The following is a 16,615-nucleotide window of genomic DNA, read 5'->3' as shown; positions in this document are numbered from 1 at the left end:
AATAGGCCCATGCACCGCCGAATCACCGACAAGCTCGTCATTGCCACCCACAATCCCGGTAAGCTCGCCGAGATGAGGGAGCTGCTCGCGCCGTACGGGATCGAGGCAGTGTCGGCCGGCGAGTTCGGCCTCCCCGAGCCCGAGGAAACCGGCAACGATTTCCGCAGCAACGCTGCGATCAAGGCGGTCGCCGCAGCGCAGGCGACCAAGCTTCCCGCCTTCGCCGACGATTCCGGCATCGCGGTCGATGCGCTGGACGGTGCGCCGGGAATCTACAGCGCGCGCTGGGCTGGTCCGTCCAAGGATTTCAACGCGGCGATGGCGCAGATCGAGCGCCTGCTGCAGGAGCGCGGCGCCACCACGCCGGACAAGCGCAAGGCCCACTTCGTCTCCGCGCTTTGCGTGGCCTGGCCCGACGATCATCGCGAGGAGGTCGAGGCGCGCGTCGACGGCACGCTGATCTGGCCACCACGCGGCACGGCCGGCTTCGGCTACGACCCGATGTTCCTGCCGGACGGGCACAGCCGCACCTTCGGCGAGATGACCAGCATCGAGAAGCACGGCCTGCCGCCGCTTGGCCTCGGCCTGTCGCACCGCGCCCGCGCTTTTCGGAAACTGGCGGAGATCTGCCTTGAGCCGCGCTAACAAGGATGCGTTTGGCGTCTATGTGCACTGGCCGTTCTGCCTGTCGAAGTGCCCCTATTGCGACTTCAACAGCCATGTCCGCCATGCCGCGATCGACGAGGCGAGGTTTACCGCCGCCTTCGCGCGCGAGATCGCAACGACCGCCGAACGCGCGCCCGGCCGCGAGGTCACCTCGATCTTCCTCGGCGGCGGCACACCGTCACTGATGCAGCCCGCCACCGTCGGCGCGGTGTTAGACGCGATCGGCAAGCACTGGACCGTCGCAGGCGACGTCGAGGTGACGCTGGAAGCGAACCCGACCAGCGTCGAGGCCACGCGCTTTGCCGGCTATCGCATCGCCGGCGTCAACCGCGTCTCGCTCGGCGTGCAGGCGCTCGACGACGCCTCGCTCAAAGCGCTCGGCCGCATGCACAGCGCGCGCGAAGCGCTCGATGCCGTCGCCATCGCGCGCCGCGCGTTCGACCGCTATTCGTTCGACCTGATCTACGCCCGCCCCGACCAGACGCCAGCGATGTGGGCGGGCGAGCTGCGGCACGCCATCGATGAAGCGGCCGAGCATCTGTCGCTCTATCAATTGACCATCGAGGAAGGCACGCCTTTCTTCGGCCTGCACCAGGCCGGCAAGCTGAAGACGCCGGACGAAGCGGTCGCCCGCGCGCTCTACGACGTCACGCAGGAGACCTGCGACAAGCTCGGGCTGCCCGCTTACGAGATCTCCAATCACGCGCGGCGCGGCGCCGAGTGCCGGCACAATCTGGTGTACTGGCGCGGCGAGGAATATGCCGGCATCGGCCCCGGCGCACATGGCCGCCTCGACATCGACGGGATCAGGCACGCCACCGCCACCGAGAAGCGTCCCGAGGCCTGGCTGATGCGGGTCGAGACCAACGGCGACGGTGTCGTCAGCGACGAGCTCCTCAACAGCGAGGAACGCGCCGACGAATTCCTGCTGATGGGACTGCGGCTCGCCGAAGGCATCGATCCCGAACGCTACAAGGCCCTCGCCGGCCGCCCGCTCGACCCCCGCCGTATCGCGCTCTTGCGCGAGGAAGGCGCGATCACGGTGGATGCAACGGGACGCCTGCGCGTGACCAGCAGCGGTTTTCCGGTGCTGGATGCCGTGGTCGCGGATTTGGCTGCGTAAGGAACTCTCGTAGGGTGGGCAAAGCGAAGCGTGCCCACGCAACTTTCATTATCGAAAGAGATGGTGGGCACGGCGCAAGAGCGCACCGAGCTACGCCCCAAAGCTCTTCGGCGAGCCCGCCACAGCGACGCCGCCGCCTTGCGTCACCTTCATCACGGCAAGCCCGCGTTCATTCGTGCCATCCGCACGGAAGCGGAACAGGCCGTCGATACCGGCAAAGCCGGAGGGATTGGTGAGCACGTCGGAGGAGAAGCGCTGGCCGCCTTGCGTGCGCGCCAGCGCGGCAACGAGCGCGACCGCGTCATAGGAAAGGGTCGCAGTGCGGATCGGCTCGGCGCCGTATTTCGTGCGGTAGCGGCCGGAGAAGGCGCGGAAGCCGGCCGGATCGGGCGCGGCGTAAAGGCCGCCCTGCAGCGCGGCGCTGGCATAGACGCGCGGATTGTCCCAAAGGCCGGTGCCAAGCAGCTGGATGTTGCGCAAGTTCGCGCCCGCGGCAGTCATGGCGTCCGCGACTGACACGACGGCATCGCCGTCATCGGCAATGAACAGCGCGTCCGCACTGCCGAGCTGCTGCGCCACGGTGCGCGCCGGCGTGGCGCGATCGGCGCCGTATTTCTCGAACGCGACGATACGCCCGGCCCGCCGCGGCACCGCCGCCTTCACCGCGGCCTCGACGACATTGCCATAGGCGTTGTCGGGCACCAGCACGGCGAAGGAGCGCTTTCCGATGCCGGCGGAATATTCGACGATGCGGTTGACGTCCGACTCCGGCAGGAACGAGAGCAGATAGACGCCGCGTCCGGCGATGCTGGAATCGGTCGAGAACGCGATCACGGAAATGCCGCGCGTGCGCGCGACCTGCGCCACCGCCGGCACCGACTGTGCGAACAATGGTCCCAAAATGATCTCGGCGCCCTCGTCGACCGCCTGCTGCGCGCCGGCCTGCGCGCCTTGCGGGCTGCCATTGTCGTCCTTGATCAGGAGCTGGATGTTCGGGTTCTGGAACTCGGCCAGCGCCATCTCGGCGGCATTGCGCATCGATTGCGCGGCGAGCCCGGCATTGCCGGCAGCTGAGAGTGGCAGGATCAGGCCGACCTTCACGCCGCCGGTGCCGGCGGTCGTCGCCTGCTGCTGCGGGCCAGCCGGCTGGGCCGGCGGTGCGGAGCTCGAGAACGGGTTGGAGAACTGGCTGAGGCTTTGCTGCACGCCGGCGCAGGCCGACAGCACGGGCGCGCCGAGCAACAGGCCGAGCGCAGTCCGCCGGGTCGCCCCTGGCGATCGGGATCCCGGAAGGTGAGACTTTGGATGACGCGGGCCGACCATGGCAGCTTCTCTTCTGACCCGCCGTCGCCGGCCGATCACGACATTGCTTTCCGCGACACAGGCCGCGGATTCAGGCAGTGTGTCGGCAAATAGTTAACCAAAACAAAAGGATAACAATCGCTTAACGCGGCCGCAATCCCGTCCCGGCTACTCTTCGCCGTCACTCATTCACTCATCAAGGCGGCGTTTCCGTCGCGAATATGGCGCGAGGGCCCCTCCTGCCTCCCGGCGCGATCTCGACCGATCACATTCCCGTCCGTTCCTCGCCCCTCACCCGGATACGATCCTTGGGCACGATCTTTTTCGGCGAGCCGGTTCCCAGCCTTAGCGATCGTGCCTAAGTTGGCTCCATTATGCGCGCAAAGCCGGCCCCGATAAATACGCCTGAAGCTCAAGACGCCGCCTCGCGCGGTTTCTCCATCGATGTCCATCGGCTCGCGGCGCCGAAGGCCGCGCCGGGCCTCCATCTGGTCGCGACCCCGATCGGCAATCTCGGCGACATCACCCTGCGGGCGCTGCAGACGCTCGCCGGCGTCGACGTCATTGCCTGTGAGGACACCCGCATCACGCGCCGCCTGACCGAGCGCTATGCGATCACCGCCCAGCTCAAGCCATATCACGAGCACAATGCGGAGGCCGCGCGTCCCAAAATCCTGGAAGCCCTGGGACAGGGCGGCTCGGTCGCGCTGGTGTCGGACGCCGGCACGCCGCTGATCTCCGATCCCGGCTTCAAGCTGGTGCGCGAGGTCTGCGCCGCCGGCCACGCCGTGTATGCGCTGCCCGGCCCGTCCTCGGTGCTGGCCGCGCTGTCGGTCGCCGCGCTGCCGACCGACCGCTTTTTTTTCGAAGGCTTCTTGCCGGCGAAATCAGCCGCGCGGCGCAGCCGTCTTACCGAGCTCGTCCGCATCGACGCGACGCTGGTGATGTTCGAGTCAGGCAACCGCGTGCAGGATACGCTGGCCGATCTCGCCGAGATCATGGGACCGCGCGAGGCCGCGATCTGCCGCGAGCTGACCAAGCTGCATGAGGAGATTTCGCGCGCAACGCTGAGCGAGCTGGCGCGCGAGGCTGCAACGCTGGAGACACGCGGCGAATTCGTGCTGGTGATCGCTCCGCCCGCGGCCGACGCCGAGGTTCTGACATCGGACGCGCTCGATAGTCTGTTGCGCGAGCAGCTTGCCGCGCACAGCGTCAAGGATGCCGTGGCGCACGCGGTCGCGTTGTCGGGCCGGCCGCGCCGCGAGGTCTATGCCCGCGCGCTCGAGCTCGCAAAGGATTCGCGGGGCAGCGATGGCGAAGACTGAGATTCCTGCGGAACCGAAGGTCGCGTCGCCCGAGCGCGTCGCAGCGTTCCAGACCGGTATTTCCGCGGAGAGCCGTGCCGCCGCCTACCTCATGGCAAAGGGCTACCGCATTCTCGCCAAACGTTACCGCACCCCGCATGGCGAGATCGACATCGTGGCGCGACGCCGCAACCTGATCGCCTTCGTCGAGGTCAAGGCCCGCGCCACGCTGGACGAGGCCGCATTCGCCGTGACGCCGCGCCAGCAGCAGCGCATCATCGACGCCGCCCAAGGCTGGCTCGCAGCGCATCCCGAGCATGCCGAATTCGAATTGCGATTCGACGCCATGCTGATTGCGCCGCGCTCGCTTCCGCGCCATGTGTTGGCGGCATTCGACGCCTCGACCTGAAAGGCAGCCCATGAAACTGAACGTCGCCGTCCAGATGGACCCCATCGCCCGCATCAACATCAAGGGCGATTCCACCTTCGCGCTGCTCTTGGAGGCGCAGAAGCGCGGCCATGGCCTGTCCTATTACACGCCCGACAAGCTCTCGATGGTCGGCGAAGAGCTGGTCGCGCCGGTTCAGCTCCTGACCGTGCGCGACGAGCCAGGCGACCATTTCACCCTCGGCGAGCCCAGGCGCGAGGCGCTGAACGGGTTCGACGTGGTGCTGCTGCGCCAGGATCCGCCGTTCGACCTCGCCTACATCACCTCGACGCATTTCCTGGAGCGCATCCATCCGAAGACGCTGGTCGTCAACGATCCCGCCTCGGTGCGCAACGCGCCGGAAAAGCTGTTCGTCATGAATTTTCCGCAGCTGATGCCGCCGACGCTGATCTCGCGCGACCTCGATGAGATCAATGCGTTCCGCGACAAGTACGGCGCGGTCGTCATGAAGCCGCTGCACGGCCATGGCGGCGCGGCGGTGTTCCGCGTGATGCCGCAGGACATGAATTTCGGCTCGCTGTTCGACATGTTCTCGGTGACGTTCCGGGAGCCCTGGGTGATCCAGCAATTCATCCCCGAGGTGAAGCACGGCGACAAGCGCATCATCCTGGTCGACGGCGAGTTCGCCGGCGCGGTGAACCGCGTGCCGGCCGCCGACGACCTCCGCTCCAACATGGTGCGCGGCGGCGCGGCGCAAGAGACCGAGCTCACCCCGCGCGAGCGCGAGATCTGCGCCACGGTCGGCCCGGCGCTGCGCGAGCGCGGCCTGTTGTTTGTCGGCATCGACGTCATCAACGGCAATCTCACCGAGATCAACGTGACCTCACCGACCGGCATCCGCGCCATCGCGCGGCTCGGCGGGCCTGATGTGGCCGCGAAGATCTGGGACGTGATCGAAGCGAAGCGGAAGAAGTAGAGCTCTGCGCGCAGCCCGGATGGGGCGTTAGCGAATCTGAGACGCCCCCCACTTGCACCGGCCCCGGATTACGCTTGCTCTCCATCCCGGCTATGGACGACGCTCGCGGCCACCTCGCACGCTAACGACGTATTCACCATGACGCCGCGCGCGTCGTGCGAACGTACGTGCCCGCGTAGGTGAAACTACGGGGTCGTTGGCCGACCCAATAACGCCGCGTTCACCATCAGCCGAAAACCAGCATCGCGGCCGGCGATCGCGTTCGGCCTCGCAACACCCCTTATACTTTTGCTCCCTACTCATCGATGCGGGGGAACACGCCACGTGCGGTTCGAGTGCCCCGCGTAAGAGTAGAAGCGTATGAATACCGCACGCATTGTCGTTCTCGTCATCGCACTCGGCGCCGGCGGCGTCGCTGCATATCTGGCGAGCGGCTATCAGAATCCGCCCGCGGCCGTCCTGCCCGTCGCCGAGAAGCTGCCGACGGTCGAGGTCCTCATCGCCAAGAACGACATCCAGCTCGGCCAGGCCGTCAAGCCCGAGGACCTGCAATGGCAGGCCTGGCCCGCGGCAACCGCCAGCAGCGCCTTCATCCGCCGCGACAGCAGGCCCGAGGCACCGACCCAGATCGCGGGCTCGATCGCGCGCGTGCCGTTGATGCAGGGCGAGCCGATCCGCGAGCAGAAGCTGGTCAAGGCCGAAGGCTCCGGCTTCATGGCCGCGATCCTGCCGTCCGGGATGCGTGCCGTCTCCACCGAGATTTCAGCCGAAACCGGCGCCGGCGGCTTCATCCTGCCGAATGACCGCGTCGACATCGTCCTGACCCGCCGGCTGAAGAATCCGGACGGCGGCAACACCAACGGCCCGACCGGCGGCAACGACCTCATCCTGTCCGAGGTCATTCTCACCAACATCCGCGTGCTCGCGATCGACCAGGCCCCGAAGGAAAAGGAGGGCCAGAACGCGGTGGTCGGCAAGACCGTCACGCTCGAGCTGCGGCCCGACCAGATCGCCACGCTTTCGGCCGCACGCCAGGGCGGCACTCTGACACTCGCGCTGCGCAGCATCGTCGATGCCAACGCAGTCGACGGCACGCCCGAGGACCAGGCGATCAAGCGCCCGGGCGGCGTGAACGTAATCCGTTACGGCGTCCAGGCACGGCAACTGACGTCACAGAAGTGATGGGGACAGCATGAACTATGGGGGTGATCGGACGGGCATGCGCATTCGGGGGAAGCGCGCGCGCTCGGTCCTGGCGGGGACGATGTTGGTGCTGGGGCTGCTCGCGGCTTCCGGCGTCCTCAGTGCTGCGGAGGCGCCGGTCGGCGACCAAGCGCCGATGCAGGCGTCGGATCTCGGCTTATCGTCGGTTGGGACGATCGCACCGGCGCGGTCGCGCTTTCTGTCGCTCGGCATCGGCAAGTCCGTCGTCATCGACCTGCCGCGCGAGGTCAAGGACGTGCTGGTGGCCGATCCCAAGATCGCCAATGCGGTGATCCGCTCGGCCCAGCGCGCCTATATCATCGGCGGTCAGGTCGGCCAGACCAACGTCGTGTTCTTCGCGGCGGACGGCCAGCAGGTCGCCTCCTATGACATCGCGGTGAAGCGCGACCTCAACGGCATGCGTACGGCGCTGCGCCAGGCGCTGCCGGGCGTGCAGATCGAAGGCGTCGGCGACAGCGTGATGCTGACCGGCTCGGTGTCGAGCCCGGTCGAGGCCCAGCAGGCCGGCGACGTCGCCGCAAAGCTGGTCGGCGGCGCGGACAAGGTCGTCAACAACATCGTCGTGCGCGGCCGCGACCAGGTCATGCTCAAGGTCGTGGTCGGCGAAGTCCGCCGCGACATCGTCAAGCAGCTCGGCGTCGATCTCAGCGCCAGCCTGAATGCCGGCACGGCGGTGGTGAATTTCAACAATTCCAACCCGTTCTCGGTCTCTGGCGGACCGATCGTCAGCAGCAATGGGCTCGGCGTCACCGGCCTCGCCAAGGGCGTCGCCACCGTCAACGCCACGATGCGGGCAATGGAAAGCGCCGGCGTCATGCGGACCCTGGCCGAACCGAGCCTGACCGCGATCTCGGGCGAATCCGCCACTTTCGTCGCCGGCGGCGAATTCCCGATACCCGGGGGCTATGCCTGCGATCCGGTCACTCACGTCTGTACCACCCAGGTCACCTACAAGAAGTTCGGCATCTCCCTGAACTTCACCCCGGTCGTGCTCAGCGAAGGCCGCATCAGCCTGCGCGTGATGACCGAGGTCTCGGAACTGTCGAACACCAACTCGATCACGTTGACGCAGTCGGTGTCCGCGGGCTCGACCAACTCGATCACCATTCCTTCGATCCAGACCCGCCGCGCCGAAACCACCCTGGAAATTCCCTCGGGCGGCTCGATGGCGATGGCCGGCCTGATCCAGCAGCAGACCAAGCAGGCGATCAACGGACTGCCTGGTGTCGACCAGGTGCCGATCATCGGCGCGCTGTTCCGCAGCCAGGACTTCGTCAACAACGAGACCGAGCTGATGGTGATCGTGACGCCTTACGTGGTGCGCGCGGTCGCTCAGAAGGAATTGTCGCGGCCCGACGACGGCTTCGCGCCGGCCTCGGACGCACAGAGGGCGCTGCTCGGCAGGGTCAACCGCCTCTATGGCATCGCGAGCCGTGTCGATCCGGTGGCCGGCACGCCGGGCGATTTCGGCTTCATCATCGACTGAGACGAACGGTTTGGGGACCGGGCAAGGCAGGGGCAGGAGGGATCAGGGGATGACGACAATATCAGCCGATCGACGTCGCAATTTGCGGCTCGCACTGGCACTGACGGGCCTCTCCGTCATGCTCGGCGCCTGCAACACCACCGAGATCGTCACCCAGACGGTGCCGACCGATTATCGCCAGCGCCATCCGATTGCGGTGCAGGAAGGCAAGAAGTCGATCGTGATCTTCGTCGGCAAGAGCAGAGGCGGCCTCTCGGCTGCGCAGCATTCGGACGTCGCGGGCATCGCGCGGGACTGGATGCGCGAAGGCACCGGCTCGGTCGTCGTCGATGTGCCGGTCGACACCGCCAATTCGCGCGCGGCCGCCGCAACCTATCAGGAGATCCGCTCGGTGCTCACGTCCGGCGGCGTGCCGTCGCGCGCCATCGTCCAGCGGCCCTATCGCCCTGATGATCCCGGGCTGCTGCCCACCATCCGCCTGAGCTATTCCAAGATCACCGCGGTCGCCGGCCCCTGCGGGCTGTGGCCCGAAGACGTCGGCCCCAACATCCTCAACCCCGGCTACACCGAGAACCGCCCCTATTTCAATCTGGGCTGCGCCAGCCAGCGCAATCTCGCCGCGATGATCGACAACCCGGCTGACCTCGAGCAACCGCGCGCCGAGACGCCCGCCTATACCGCACGGCGCGACATCGCGTTCGATCGCTATCGCAAGGGCACGACGACGACCACCACCTATCCAGAATCCGACAAGGCCAAACTCAGCGATACCGCCAAATGACAGGCATCCACGACGAAGACGCGGACGATCCGCAGCATCCCGAGGAACACATCGCGCCGGTTCCGCGCATTTCGGTGCAAGCCTTCTGCGAGACCGAGCAGACGCTCAAGGCGGTGACGGCGGCTGGCCAGGATCGCCGGCTCGCCAAGGCCCATCTCAGCGCCAAGGACGGCGGCCTCGCCGCGGCGATCGAAGCCTATGAATCGATGCCGACGCCGAACGTGATCGTCATCGAGTCCGACGGCACGCGCGACATCCTTGAAGGACTGGACGATCTCGCCGGCGTCTGCGATCCCGGCACGCGCGTGGTCGTGATCGGCAGCCCCAACGACACCGCGCCCTATCGCGAGCTGGTGCGCCGCGGCGTCAACGATTACGTAGTCGGACCGGTCGAGACGATCGACGTGGTCCGCTCGATCTGCAGCCTGTTTTCGGCCTCCGAGGCCATCATCACCGGCCGCGTCATTGCGGTGGTCGGCGCCAAGGGCGGCGTCGGCGCGTCCACCGTCGCGCATAATCTGGCCTGGACCATCGCCCGCGACCTTTCGCTCGATTCCGTCGTGATCGATCTCGACCTCGCCTTCGGCACCGCGGGCCTCGACTACAATCAGGATCCGGTGCAGGGCATAGCCAATGCGGTGCTGTCGCAGGACCGGCCGGACACGGCGCTGATGGAGCGCCTGCTCGCCAAATGCACCGATCGCCTGAGCCTCCTGGCCGCGCCCGCCACGCTCGACCGCGTCTACGATTTCGGTGCCGAAGCGTTCGATGCCGTGTTCGACACGCTGCGCATGACGACGCCCTGCATCGTGCTCGACGTGCCCCATCAATGGTCCGGCTGGACCCGGCGCGCGCTGGTGAACGCCGACGACATCGTGATCGTGGCCGAGCCCGATCTCGCTAACTTGCGCAACACCAAGAACATGCTGAGCGTGCTGAAGGCGGCGCGACCTAACGACCGGCCGCCGCTGTACTGCCTCAACCAGGTCGGCATGCACAAGCGCGCGGAGATCGAGGTCAAGGCTTTCGCCAAGACCATGGAGAGCCAGCCGATCGCGGTGATCCCGTTCGATTCGAAACTGTTCTCGACCGCGGCCAATAACGGCCAGATGATCGCGGAGGTCTCCAGGACCCACCGCACCACCGTTCTGTTTCAGAACATGGCGAACCGCCTCGCCGGCCGCGGCGAGGTGAAGAAGCCAAAGCGCTCGCTGCTCGAGCCGCTTTTGAAGAAGCTGAAGGGCAAGTCGGGACGCAGCTCGGCCCCGCATCGCAAGGCGTCGTAGGGCGCGGCTTATTTGAGCATGATCTTTTCGGAAAACCGCTTCACACTTTGCGCTGACGCGGCCCTTCGGGTCGGGATCATGCTCTAGGGCGGACTACCTGTCCGCCCGCTGCTGCTTTTTCGCCAGCAACTGCTTCAGCGCCGCGACTTTGGCCTCGGCCTGGTCCGGCGGCAGATCTGCCTTGACGAGGATTTCGGCCTCGGCCTCGCGACCCTGCAATCCCAGCACGAGCGCCAGATTGGCGCGGACCCGCGCATCGTTCTGATTGCGCTGATGGGCGCGGCCGAGCACCTGTTCGGCCTTCGATAGATTATTCTGCAGCATGTAGGACAGGCCGAGATTGGACAGCACGGTCGGCTCGTTCGGCACGATCTTCAACGCCGCGGCGTAATATTGCTGGGCTTCCTCGTTGCGGCCGAGCTGGTCGAGCACAGCGCCCTGCGCCGACAGGATGCGCCAATCGGGATCCTCGGGCGAATGCGCCCGGCCGAGGACGTCGAAGGCCTGCTGGAAATTGCCGTTGTCGGCGAGCGCGCGGCCGTAGCCGGCGAGCAGCGCCTTGTTGCCGGGACGGGCGAGCACGGCCTGCTCCAGCACTGCGACCGCCTGCGCGCGCTGGCCGCTGCCACGCAGCGCCTTGCCGTATTCGAGAGCAATGGCGGGATCGCTCGGCTTGGCGCGATAACGCTCGCGAAGTGCGTCCATCTCCGGCGTGGGGTCGGCCTTGCTGTCGGACTTGCCGTCAAGCTTGGCGGCGGACTCCCGCTTGCCGCCGAGCGCACCGGTGACGTCGTCGATGCCGGCCGTCTGACAGCCGCCGAGGGCGAGGATCAGGACGGCGGAACACAGATATCCCGCCGGGGGAAAGGCGAGGAACGAACGCTTGGGCATACTCTGATCACTCGGCAACTGATCAGAGATGCTTACCGATTAACGCTAAAGTCCCGTTAAGGAGGCGCGTCTGTTGAGGTTCAGTCGACGAACTCGGCACCGAACTCGCAGCCGATGCGCCAGCGCAGGCGGCATTGGCGGGAATAATCAGGCGCGAAGATGATGGTGAATTGCGGCGGCACTTCCAGAAATTCCGCCACCACTTTCACGCCGCCATCCGAAATATCCGTGATCGTGCAATCCCGCGGCAGCGAGCCCGCGCCAAAATGGATCTTGGCGAGGCGGCTGCACACCCGACGTTCGCTTCTCCGGCGATTTGCAAGCATTTGAACTGTTCACCCGTTAGACCACGGCCCATCCCGCAGCCCTAGGAGTAGCGGACATTCGTTGGAATGTGCTGAGGAGAGGAGGTGGCATTCGAGACGTAGTGTCGGGACCGCGTTTACGCCTGGTTAGGATTTGACTGGGCCGCCAGGCGATTGTTCCCGTATTGTTCTTGCGGAAACGGCCGCGCTCTGCTACCCCTAATTGCAGCAATGGGCAGGCTGGTTCGGCATGGTTCAGCGGGTTTCTACCGTCGCCTTTGAGGGGATCGAGGCCCGCGCGGTCGACGTGCAGGTGCAGGTCGCGCCCGGCCTGCCGGCCTTTGCCATCGTCGGCCTGCCGGACAAGGCAGTGTCAGAGGCGCGCGAGCGGGTGCGCTCGGCGCTGATCGCCTCGGGGCTGGCGCTGCCGGCGCGGCGGATCATCGTCAATCTGGCCCCGGCCGACCTCCCGAAGGAGGGCAGCCATTACGACCTGCCGATCGCGCTCGGGCTGATGGCCGCGATCGGCGCCATCCCGCCGGATGCGCTGACCGGCTTCACCGTGCTCGGCGAGCTCGGCCTCGACGGCTCGATCGCGCCGGTGGCCGGCGTCCTTCCCGCCGCGATCGGCGCCAATATGCGCGAGGAAGGCCTGATCTGCCCGGCGTCCTGCGGCTCCGAAGCGGCGTGGGCGAGCCCGGACATCCAGATCATTGCCGCACACTCGCTGATCCAGATCGCCAACCATTTCAAGGGCACCCAGGTGCTGTCGCGGCCGACGCCGAAGGTGCACGAGGCCGCCGCCTCGACGCTCGACCTGCGCGACATCAAGGGCCAGGAAAGCGCCAAGCGCGCGCTGGAGATCGCGGCCGCCGGCGGGCACCACCTGCTCATGATCGGCGCGCCGGGCGCGGGCAAATCGATGCTGGCCGCGCGCCTGCCCTCGATCTTGCCGCCGCTCTCGCCGAGCGAGCTGCTCGAGGTCTCGATGATCGCCTCGGTCGCCGGCGAGATCGAAGGCGGCGCGCTGACGGCGCGGCGCCCGTTCCGCTCGCCGCACCATTCCGCCAGCATGGCCGCGCTCACCGGCGGCGGCGCGCGCGCCAAGCCCGGCGAGATCTCGCTGGCGCATCAGGGCGTGCTGTTCCTCGACGAATTGCCGGAGTTCGATCCGCGCGTGCTGGATTCGCTGCGCCAGCCGCTGGAGAACGGCGAGGTCGCGGTGTCGCGCGCCAATCACCGCGTCACCTACCCTGCCCGCTTCATGCTGGTCGCGGCGATGAATCCCTGCCGCTGCGGCAATGCGTTCGAGCCCGGCTATGCCTGCAAGCGCGGCCGTATCGACCGCTGCACCGGCGATTACCAGGCGCGCATCTCCGGTCCTTTGATGGACCGCATCGATCTGCGCATCGAAGTGCCGGCGGTGACGGCCGCCGACCTGATCCTACCGCCGCCGTCGGAAGGATCGGCCGAGGTCGCCGCCCGCGTGGCGGCGGCGCGCGACATCCAGCTGGCGCGCTATGCGGATGCAGGCCTGCCCCATGTCCGCACCAATGCCGAAGCCCCCGCTTCCGTGCTGGAGGAGATCGCAAAGCCGGACGCGCAGGGTCAGAAGCTGCTGCGCGACGCCGCCGAGACCATGCGCCTGTCGGCGCGCGGCTATCACCGCGTGCTGCGGGTGGCGCGCACGCTGGCCGACCTCGACCATGCCGACAAGATCGGCCGGCTGCACCTCGCCGAAGCGCTGTCCTACCGCGCACTCGCGGAGGATGTGCGCCAGCTGGCTTGATCATTCCGCGCATCAACCCGGCGGTAACGACTTTCCTTTACGCTCTGCAAACCATAAGGCCCGACGCGTTTCGGTTGTGAGTTCCCCGGGGCCTAGCGAGTAGAGCGTCATGTTGCGTTTCAAGTTCCTGGCCTCGGCTGTTCCCGTGCTGGCGGCTGCGGTGTTCGCCCGCGCCGAGATCGGATCGGTGTCGCATCCCTGCATCGCGCTGGGCGACACATCGGTCGAGCTCACCTCGCTGTTCTGGACCGCCGGCGTGCATGTCGCCTTCACCGACGATCCCGCGCAGGCCACGGTGCGGGTCCAGATCACCGAGGATGCCGACGCCGCGGATTTCGCCGTGGTCGACGACGGCCTCGGCTCCGAGCCTGACACCTGCCAGGCCAGCCCTTCGACACGTCTCGTCTCGATCGCCGCGCAGCCGGTCGACGGCGGCCAGGTGGTCTATCTCTCCAGCGAAGGACCGGCGGATTACCGCATCTATGTGCGCTCAAAGACGTTCTCGCCGCGCGAGGCGGCTGCGCTGATCGTCGGCGCCCGCGGCGGCCACGGCCGCTTCCAGGCGGCATCGCTTTAGAGCTTTGTGTTTGAGCATGATCTCCGCGCAAACGCGTCCCGCGTTTGTCGCGAAGGAAAACCGCTGCACACTTTTCCGGATCATGCTCTGACCCGTTAACGTCTCGTCAACCCTGTTGGGAGGCGGCGCCACCGCCGCAATTTGTTCGCAAGGTCGGCGGGCCATCGTCGCACGCGGCGGCGGGGATTTCAGGCAAGGGTCGGTTGCGATGGGTCGGACGTTCCGGATCAAGGTGCGCATGCGTCGTTTCAGGCGACGGCATCCGAGGCTCGCCTTCGCGATACGCTCCTTCATGATCTTCTCGGCGACGTTCGGCGGCGCCTATGGTTTCGTCTCCGGCAGCCGGTCCGACAATTCCGGCTACGATCCCCACACCTTTGCGATCGGCGCCAGCTTCCTGTTCGCGCTCGCCTGCCTCGGCCTTGCGACGCTGAGCATGCGCCTGCGCTTCGTCAACAAGCGGCTGCGGACGCTCGCCGCCCACAACGAAGCCCTGATCGACCGCAATTGGGAGCTGAAGGAAGCCGAAGAGCGCGCCCGCAGCCTGTTCGAGCAGCAGGGCGACCTGATCGTGCTGCGCGCTACCGACGGCCGCATCACCTTTGCCAACGAGGCCTATTGCGCGCTCGCAGGACAGGCGCGCAGCGCGCTGGTCGGCACGCGCTTCGATTTCGACGTGCTGGAGCAGGGCGACAGTGCCCGCGAGAGCAGCGGCACGCGCATCCACGACCAGAAGATCGCAACCCCGCTCGGCGCGCGCTGGATCGCCTGGCGCGAGGGCTATGTCCGCCTCGATGCCGGCCAGCCCGCCGAGTTGCAGAGCGTCGGACGCGACGTCACCGACCGCACCGAGACCGAGCGCGCATTGTCCGACGCGCGCGACCAGGCCGACGCCGCCAACCGCGCCAAGTCGCGCTTCCTGGCGATGGCCTCGCACGAAATCCGCACCCCTCTGAACGGCATCATCGGTATGGGCGGCCTATTGCTCGACACCGATCTGACGCCGGAGCAGGCGACCTATGCCAGGGCGGTGAAGACCTCGGGCGAAGCCTTGATGGCGCTAATCGAGGAGCTGCTCGACTATTCCAAGATCGAGGCCGGCAAGCTCGACCTCGATCAACGTCCCTTCGCGCTCTCGACCCTGGTCGAGGAGATCACCGAGCTGCTCGCGCCGCGCGCGCAGGCGAAGTCGCTCGAGATCGCCGCCTATGTCGACGAGCGCCTGCCGCTCGAAGTGGTCGGCGACGCCGCGCGGCTGCGCCAGGTGCTGCTCAATCTCGCCGGCAACGCGATCAAGTTCACGAGCAGCGGCGGCGTGGCACTGATCGTCGAGCCCGGCATCTGGCCGAACGAGATCAGCTTCCTGGTTCGCGACACCGGCATCGGCATCGCAGCCGAGGCCCAGCAGCGCATCTTCCGCGAATTCGAGCAAGCCGACGAGCGCGTCGCCCGCACCTATGGCGGCACCGGCCTTGGCCTCGCCATCAGCGAGCGCATCGTCAAGCGCATGGGCGGCCGGATCACGCTCACGAGCGAGCCGGGCAAGGGCTCGACCTTCGAGGTCGCGGTGCCGCTTCCGCCGTCGCAAGGCGGCGCCGGGCAGACCGCATTTCCGAGTCCCGACCTCACCGGCAAGTCGATGCTCCTCGTCGCCGACGGCATCGAAGCCTCGCTCATCGCCCGGCGCCTCGAACGCTGGGGCAGCCAGACCTGCCTGATTGCAGATGCGGCGGTCGCCGAAGCATTGCTGCCGGAACGCTCCTGGCACGCGGTGCTGATCGATCGGGCGATCGGTCCAGCCGCAGCCGATCAGCTCGGTGAGGCCGCCCGCGCGCATGCCTTGCAGCGCCTCGTGCTGCTGACGTCGAGCTCGCGCCACGAGAAGCTGTCGCCGGCTTTCACCGGCTTTCTGGTGAAGCCGCTGCGCGCGGCCTCGCTCGCCGCACGCCTTGCCCTGACGCCGGAGGTCGCCTCGCCCGATCTCGCGCCGGAGCCGCCACCGGCCTCCGCCGGCCCCGCGCCAGCGAAAGGCCTGTCGATCCTCGTCGCCGAGGACAACGAAATCAACGCCTTGCTGATGCGCTCGCTGCTGACCAAGCTCGGCCACCGCGTCGTCATTGCCGTCCATGGCGAGGCCGCGCTGGAATCCTGGCTCGCCGCCTCATCGGCCGGCACGCCCTACGATCTCGTGCTGATGGACATCCAGATGCCGCAGCTCGACGGCATCGAGGCGACAAAGCGCATCCGCGCGCACGAGGCCGCGCTGGGCGATTCCCAGACGCCGATCCTGGCGCTCACCGCCAACACGCTGGTGGAGGATCGTTATGCCTGCTTCGAGGCAGGCATGAACGGATTTCTGATCAAGCCGGTCGACCGTGAGAAGCTCGAGGAGGCGCTGGCGGGCCTTGCCGCGTCCCGGCACCAGACGGCTCCGGATCTCACGGGAACCTGATCTCGTCTGACGATCGCAATTGAAATCGAGCGCGTTGCGCGTCACGATCACTCCGGGGGCATTTT

15 protein-coding genes are annotated in these 16,615 nt (G+C 67.0%); 12 read left to right on the top strand and 3 right to left on the bottom strand.

What is annotated here, in order from left to right:
• Window positions 1-9 precede the first annotated feature (9 nt).
• Complete coding sequence (rdgB, locus tag ACM43_RS24080) at window positions 10-645, top strand: RdgB/HAM1 family non-canonical purine NTP pyrophosphatase (protein WP_271543292.1); 636 nt, start codon at window positions 10-12, stop codon at window positions 643-645.
• Entirely contained in the window at window positions 632-1,789 is a 1,158-nt protein-coding gene (hemW, locus tag ACM43_RS24075) for a radical SAM family heme chaperone HemW (protein WP_271543290.1), read from the top strand. Before rdgB ends, hemW begins: the two co-directional genes overlap by 14 nt.
• Before the next feature lie 90 nt (window positions 1,790-1,879).
• Here hemW and ACM43_RS24070 read toward each other — a convergent pair whose 3' ends face one another.
• Entirely contained in the window at window positions 1,880-3,112 is a 1,233-nt protein-coding gene (locus tag ACM43_RS24070; RefSeq protein WP_157285180.1) for a penicillin-binding protein activator, read from the bottom strand.
• Between the two features lie 353 nt (window positions 3,113-3,465).
• Here ACM43_RS24070 and rsmI point away from each other — a divergent pair, with 353 nt between their 5' ends.
• The 7 genes from rsmI (at window position 3,466) to ACM43_RS24035 (ending at window position 10,536) form a co-directional block, all read left to right on the top strand.
• A complete protein-coding gene (gene rsmI / locus ACM43_RS24065) occupies window positions 3,466-4,416 on the top strand; it encodes a 16S rRNA (cytidine(1402)-2'-O)-methyltransferase (RefSeq protein WP_271543288.1) in 951 nt (316 codons plus the stop codon).
• On the top strand, window positions 4,403-4,804 hold the full coding sequence (locus ACM43_RS24060; RefSeq protein WP_036003220.1) for a YraN family protein: 402 nt from the start codon (window positions 4,403-4,405) through the stop codon (window positions 4,802-4,804). The genes rsmI and ACM43_RS24060 overlap by 14 nt, the downstream gene beginning before the upstream one ends.
• Before the next feature lie 10 nt (window positions 4,805-4,814).
• Entirely contained in the window at window positions 4,815-5,759 is a 945-nt protein-coding gene (gshB, locus tag ACM43_RS24055) for a glutathione synthase (RefSeq protein WP_036024326.1), read from the top strand.
• Window positions 5,760-6,119: 360 nt separating this feature from the next.
• On the top strand, window positions 6,120-6,941 hold the full coding sequence (cpaB, locus tag ACM43_RS24050; RefSeq protein ID WP_036024324.1) for a Flp pilus assembly protein CpaB: 822 nt from the start codon (window positions 6,120-6,122) through the stop codon (window positions 6,939-6,941).
• Between the two features lie 10 nt (window positions 6,942-6,951).
• The gene (locus tag ACM43_RS24045) at window positions 6,952-8,469 is read left to right on the top strand and encodes a type II and III secretion system protein family protein (RefSeq protein ID WP_271543281.1); all 1,518 of its coding nucleotides are present in this window, start codon (window positions 6,952-6,954) and stop codon (window positions 8,467-8,469) included.
• Window positions 8,470-8,518: 49 nt separating this feature from the next.
• A complete protein-coding gene (locus tag ACM43_RS24040; RefSeq protein WP_271543280.1) occupies window positions 8,519-9,250 on the top strand; it encodes a CpaD family pilus assembly protein in 732 nt (243 codons plus the stop codon).
• On the top strand, window positions 9,247-10,536 hold the full coding sequence (locus tag ACM43_RS24035; RefSeq protein ID WP_271543278.1) for an AAA family ATPase: 1,290 nt from the start codon (window positions 9,247-9,249) through the stop codon (window positions 10,534-10,536). The genes ACM43_RS24040 and ACM43_RS24035 overlap by 4 nt, the downstream gene beginning before the upstream one ends.
• A 93-nt stretch (window positions 10,537-10,629) precedes the next feature.
• Here the strand turns inward: ACM43_RS24035 and ACM43_RS24030 are convergent, their stop codons facing one another.
• On the bottom strand, window positions 10,630-11,427 hold the full coding sequence (locus ACM43_RS24030) for a tetratricopeptide repeat protein (RefSeq protein ID WP_271543276.1): 798 nt from the start codon (window positions 11,425-11,427) through the stop codon (window positions 10,630-10,632).
• An 80-nt stretch (window positions 11,428-11,507) separates the two neighbouring features.
• The gene (locus tag ACM43_RS24025; RefSeq protein ID WP_018644993.1) at window positions 11,508-11,753 is read right to left on the bottom strand and encodes a PilZ domain-containing protein; all 246 of its coding nucleotides are present in this window, start codon (window positions 11,751-11,753) and stop codon (window positions 11,508-11,510) included.
• A gap of 229 nt (window positions 11,754-11,982) precedes the next feature.
• On the opposite strand from ACM43_RS24025, the gene ACM43_RS24020 reads away from it, so the two are divergent.
• The 3 genes from ACM43_RS24020 to ACM43_RS24010 all read left to right on the top strand — a co-directional run bounded on the left by ACM43_RS24020 (window position 11,983) and on the right by ACM43_RS24010 (window position 16,550).
• Window positions 11,983-13,521, top strand: coding sequence for a YifB family Mg chelatase-like AAA ATPase (locus tag ACM43_RS24020; protein ID WP_036003197.1), 1,539 nt, complete (start codon window positions 11,983-11,985; stop codon window positions 13,519-13,521).
• 109 nt (window positions 13,522-13,630) lie between these two features.
• A complete protein-coding gene (locus tag ACM43_RS24015) occupies window positions 13,631-14,098 on the top strand; it encodes a hypothetical protein (protein WP_271543273.1) in 468 nt (155 codons plus the stop codon).
• Window positions 14,099-14,306: 208 nt separating this feature from the next.
• Window positions 14,307-16,550, top strand: coding sequence for a PAS domain-containing hybrid sensor histidine kinase/response regulator (locus ACM43_RS24010; RefSeq protein WP_271543271.1), 2,244 nt, complete (start codon window positions 14,307-14,309; stop codon window positions 16,548-16,550).
• The last annotated feature ends 65 nt before the right edge of the window (window positions 16,551-16,615 follow it).

It is taken from the genome of Bradyrhizobium sp. CCBAU 45321 (assembly GCF_028128975.1).
GTDB lineage: Bacteria > Pseudomonadota > Alphaproteobacteria > Rhizobiales > Xanthobacteraceae > Bradyrhizobium > Bradyrhizobium yuanmingense.
The sequence above is the reverse complement of the archived record's forward strand: the minus strand, read 5'-3'. Positions and strand labels throughout refer to the sequence as shown.

Bases quoted from the DNA above. Each gene is read 5' to 3' on its own strand.
- rdgB (WP_271543292.1), top strand. From the start codon at position 10: ATGCACCGCCGAATCACCGACAAGCTCGTCATTGCCACCCACAATCCC.
- ACM43_RS24070 (WP_157285180.1), bottom strand. From the start codon at position 3,112: ATGGTCGGCCCGCGTCATCCAAAGTCTCACCTTCCGGGATCCCGATCG.
- rsmI (WP_271543288.1), top strand. From the start codon at position 3,466: ATGCGCGCAAAGCCGGCCCCGATAAATACGCCTGAAGCTCAAGACGCC.
- ACM43_RS24060 (WP_036003220.1), top strand. From the start codon at position 4,403: ATGGCGAAGACTGAGATTCCTGCGGAACCGAAGGTCGCGTCGCCCGAG.
- gshB (WP_036024326.1), top strand. From the start codon at position 4,815: ATGAAACTGAACGTCGCCGTCCAGATGGACCCCATCGCCCGCATCAAC.
- cpaB (WP_036024324.1), top strand. From the start codon at position 6,120: ATGAATACCGCACGCATTGTCGTTCTCGTCATCGCACTCGGCGCCGGC.
- ACM43_RS24045 (WP_271543281.1), top strand. From the start codon at position 6,952: ATGAACTATGGGGGTGATCGGACGGGCATGCGCATTCGGGGGAAGCGC.
- ACM43_RS24040 (WP_271543280.1), top strand. From the start codon at position 8,519: ATGACGACAATATCAGCCGATCGACGTCGCAATTTGCGGCTCGCACTG.
- ACM43_RS24035 (WP_271543278.1), top strand. From the start codon at position 9,247: ATGACAGGCATCCACGACGAAGACGCGGACGATCCGCAGCATCCCGAG.
- ACM43_RS24030 (WP_271543276.1), bottom strand. From the start codon at position 11,427: ATGCCCAAGCGTTCGTTCCTCGCCTTTCCCCCGGCGGGATATCTGTGT.
- ACM43_RS24025 (WP_018644993.1), bottom strand. From the start codon at position 11,753: ATGCTTGCAAATCGCCGGAGAAGCGAACGTCGGGTGTGCAGCCGCCTC.
- ACM43_RS24020 (WP_036003197.1), top strand. From the start codon at position 11,983: ATGGTTCAGCGGGTTTCTACCGTCGCCTTTGAGGGGATCGAGGCCCGC.
- ACM43_RS24015 (WP_271543273.1), top strand. From the start codon at position 13,631: ATGTTGCGTTTCAAGTTCCTGGCCTCGGCTGTTCCCGTGCTGGCGGCT.
- ACM43_RS24010 (WP_271543271.1), top strand. From the start codon at position 14,307: ATGGGTCGGACGTTCCGGATCAAGGTGCGCATGCGTCGTTTCAGGCGA.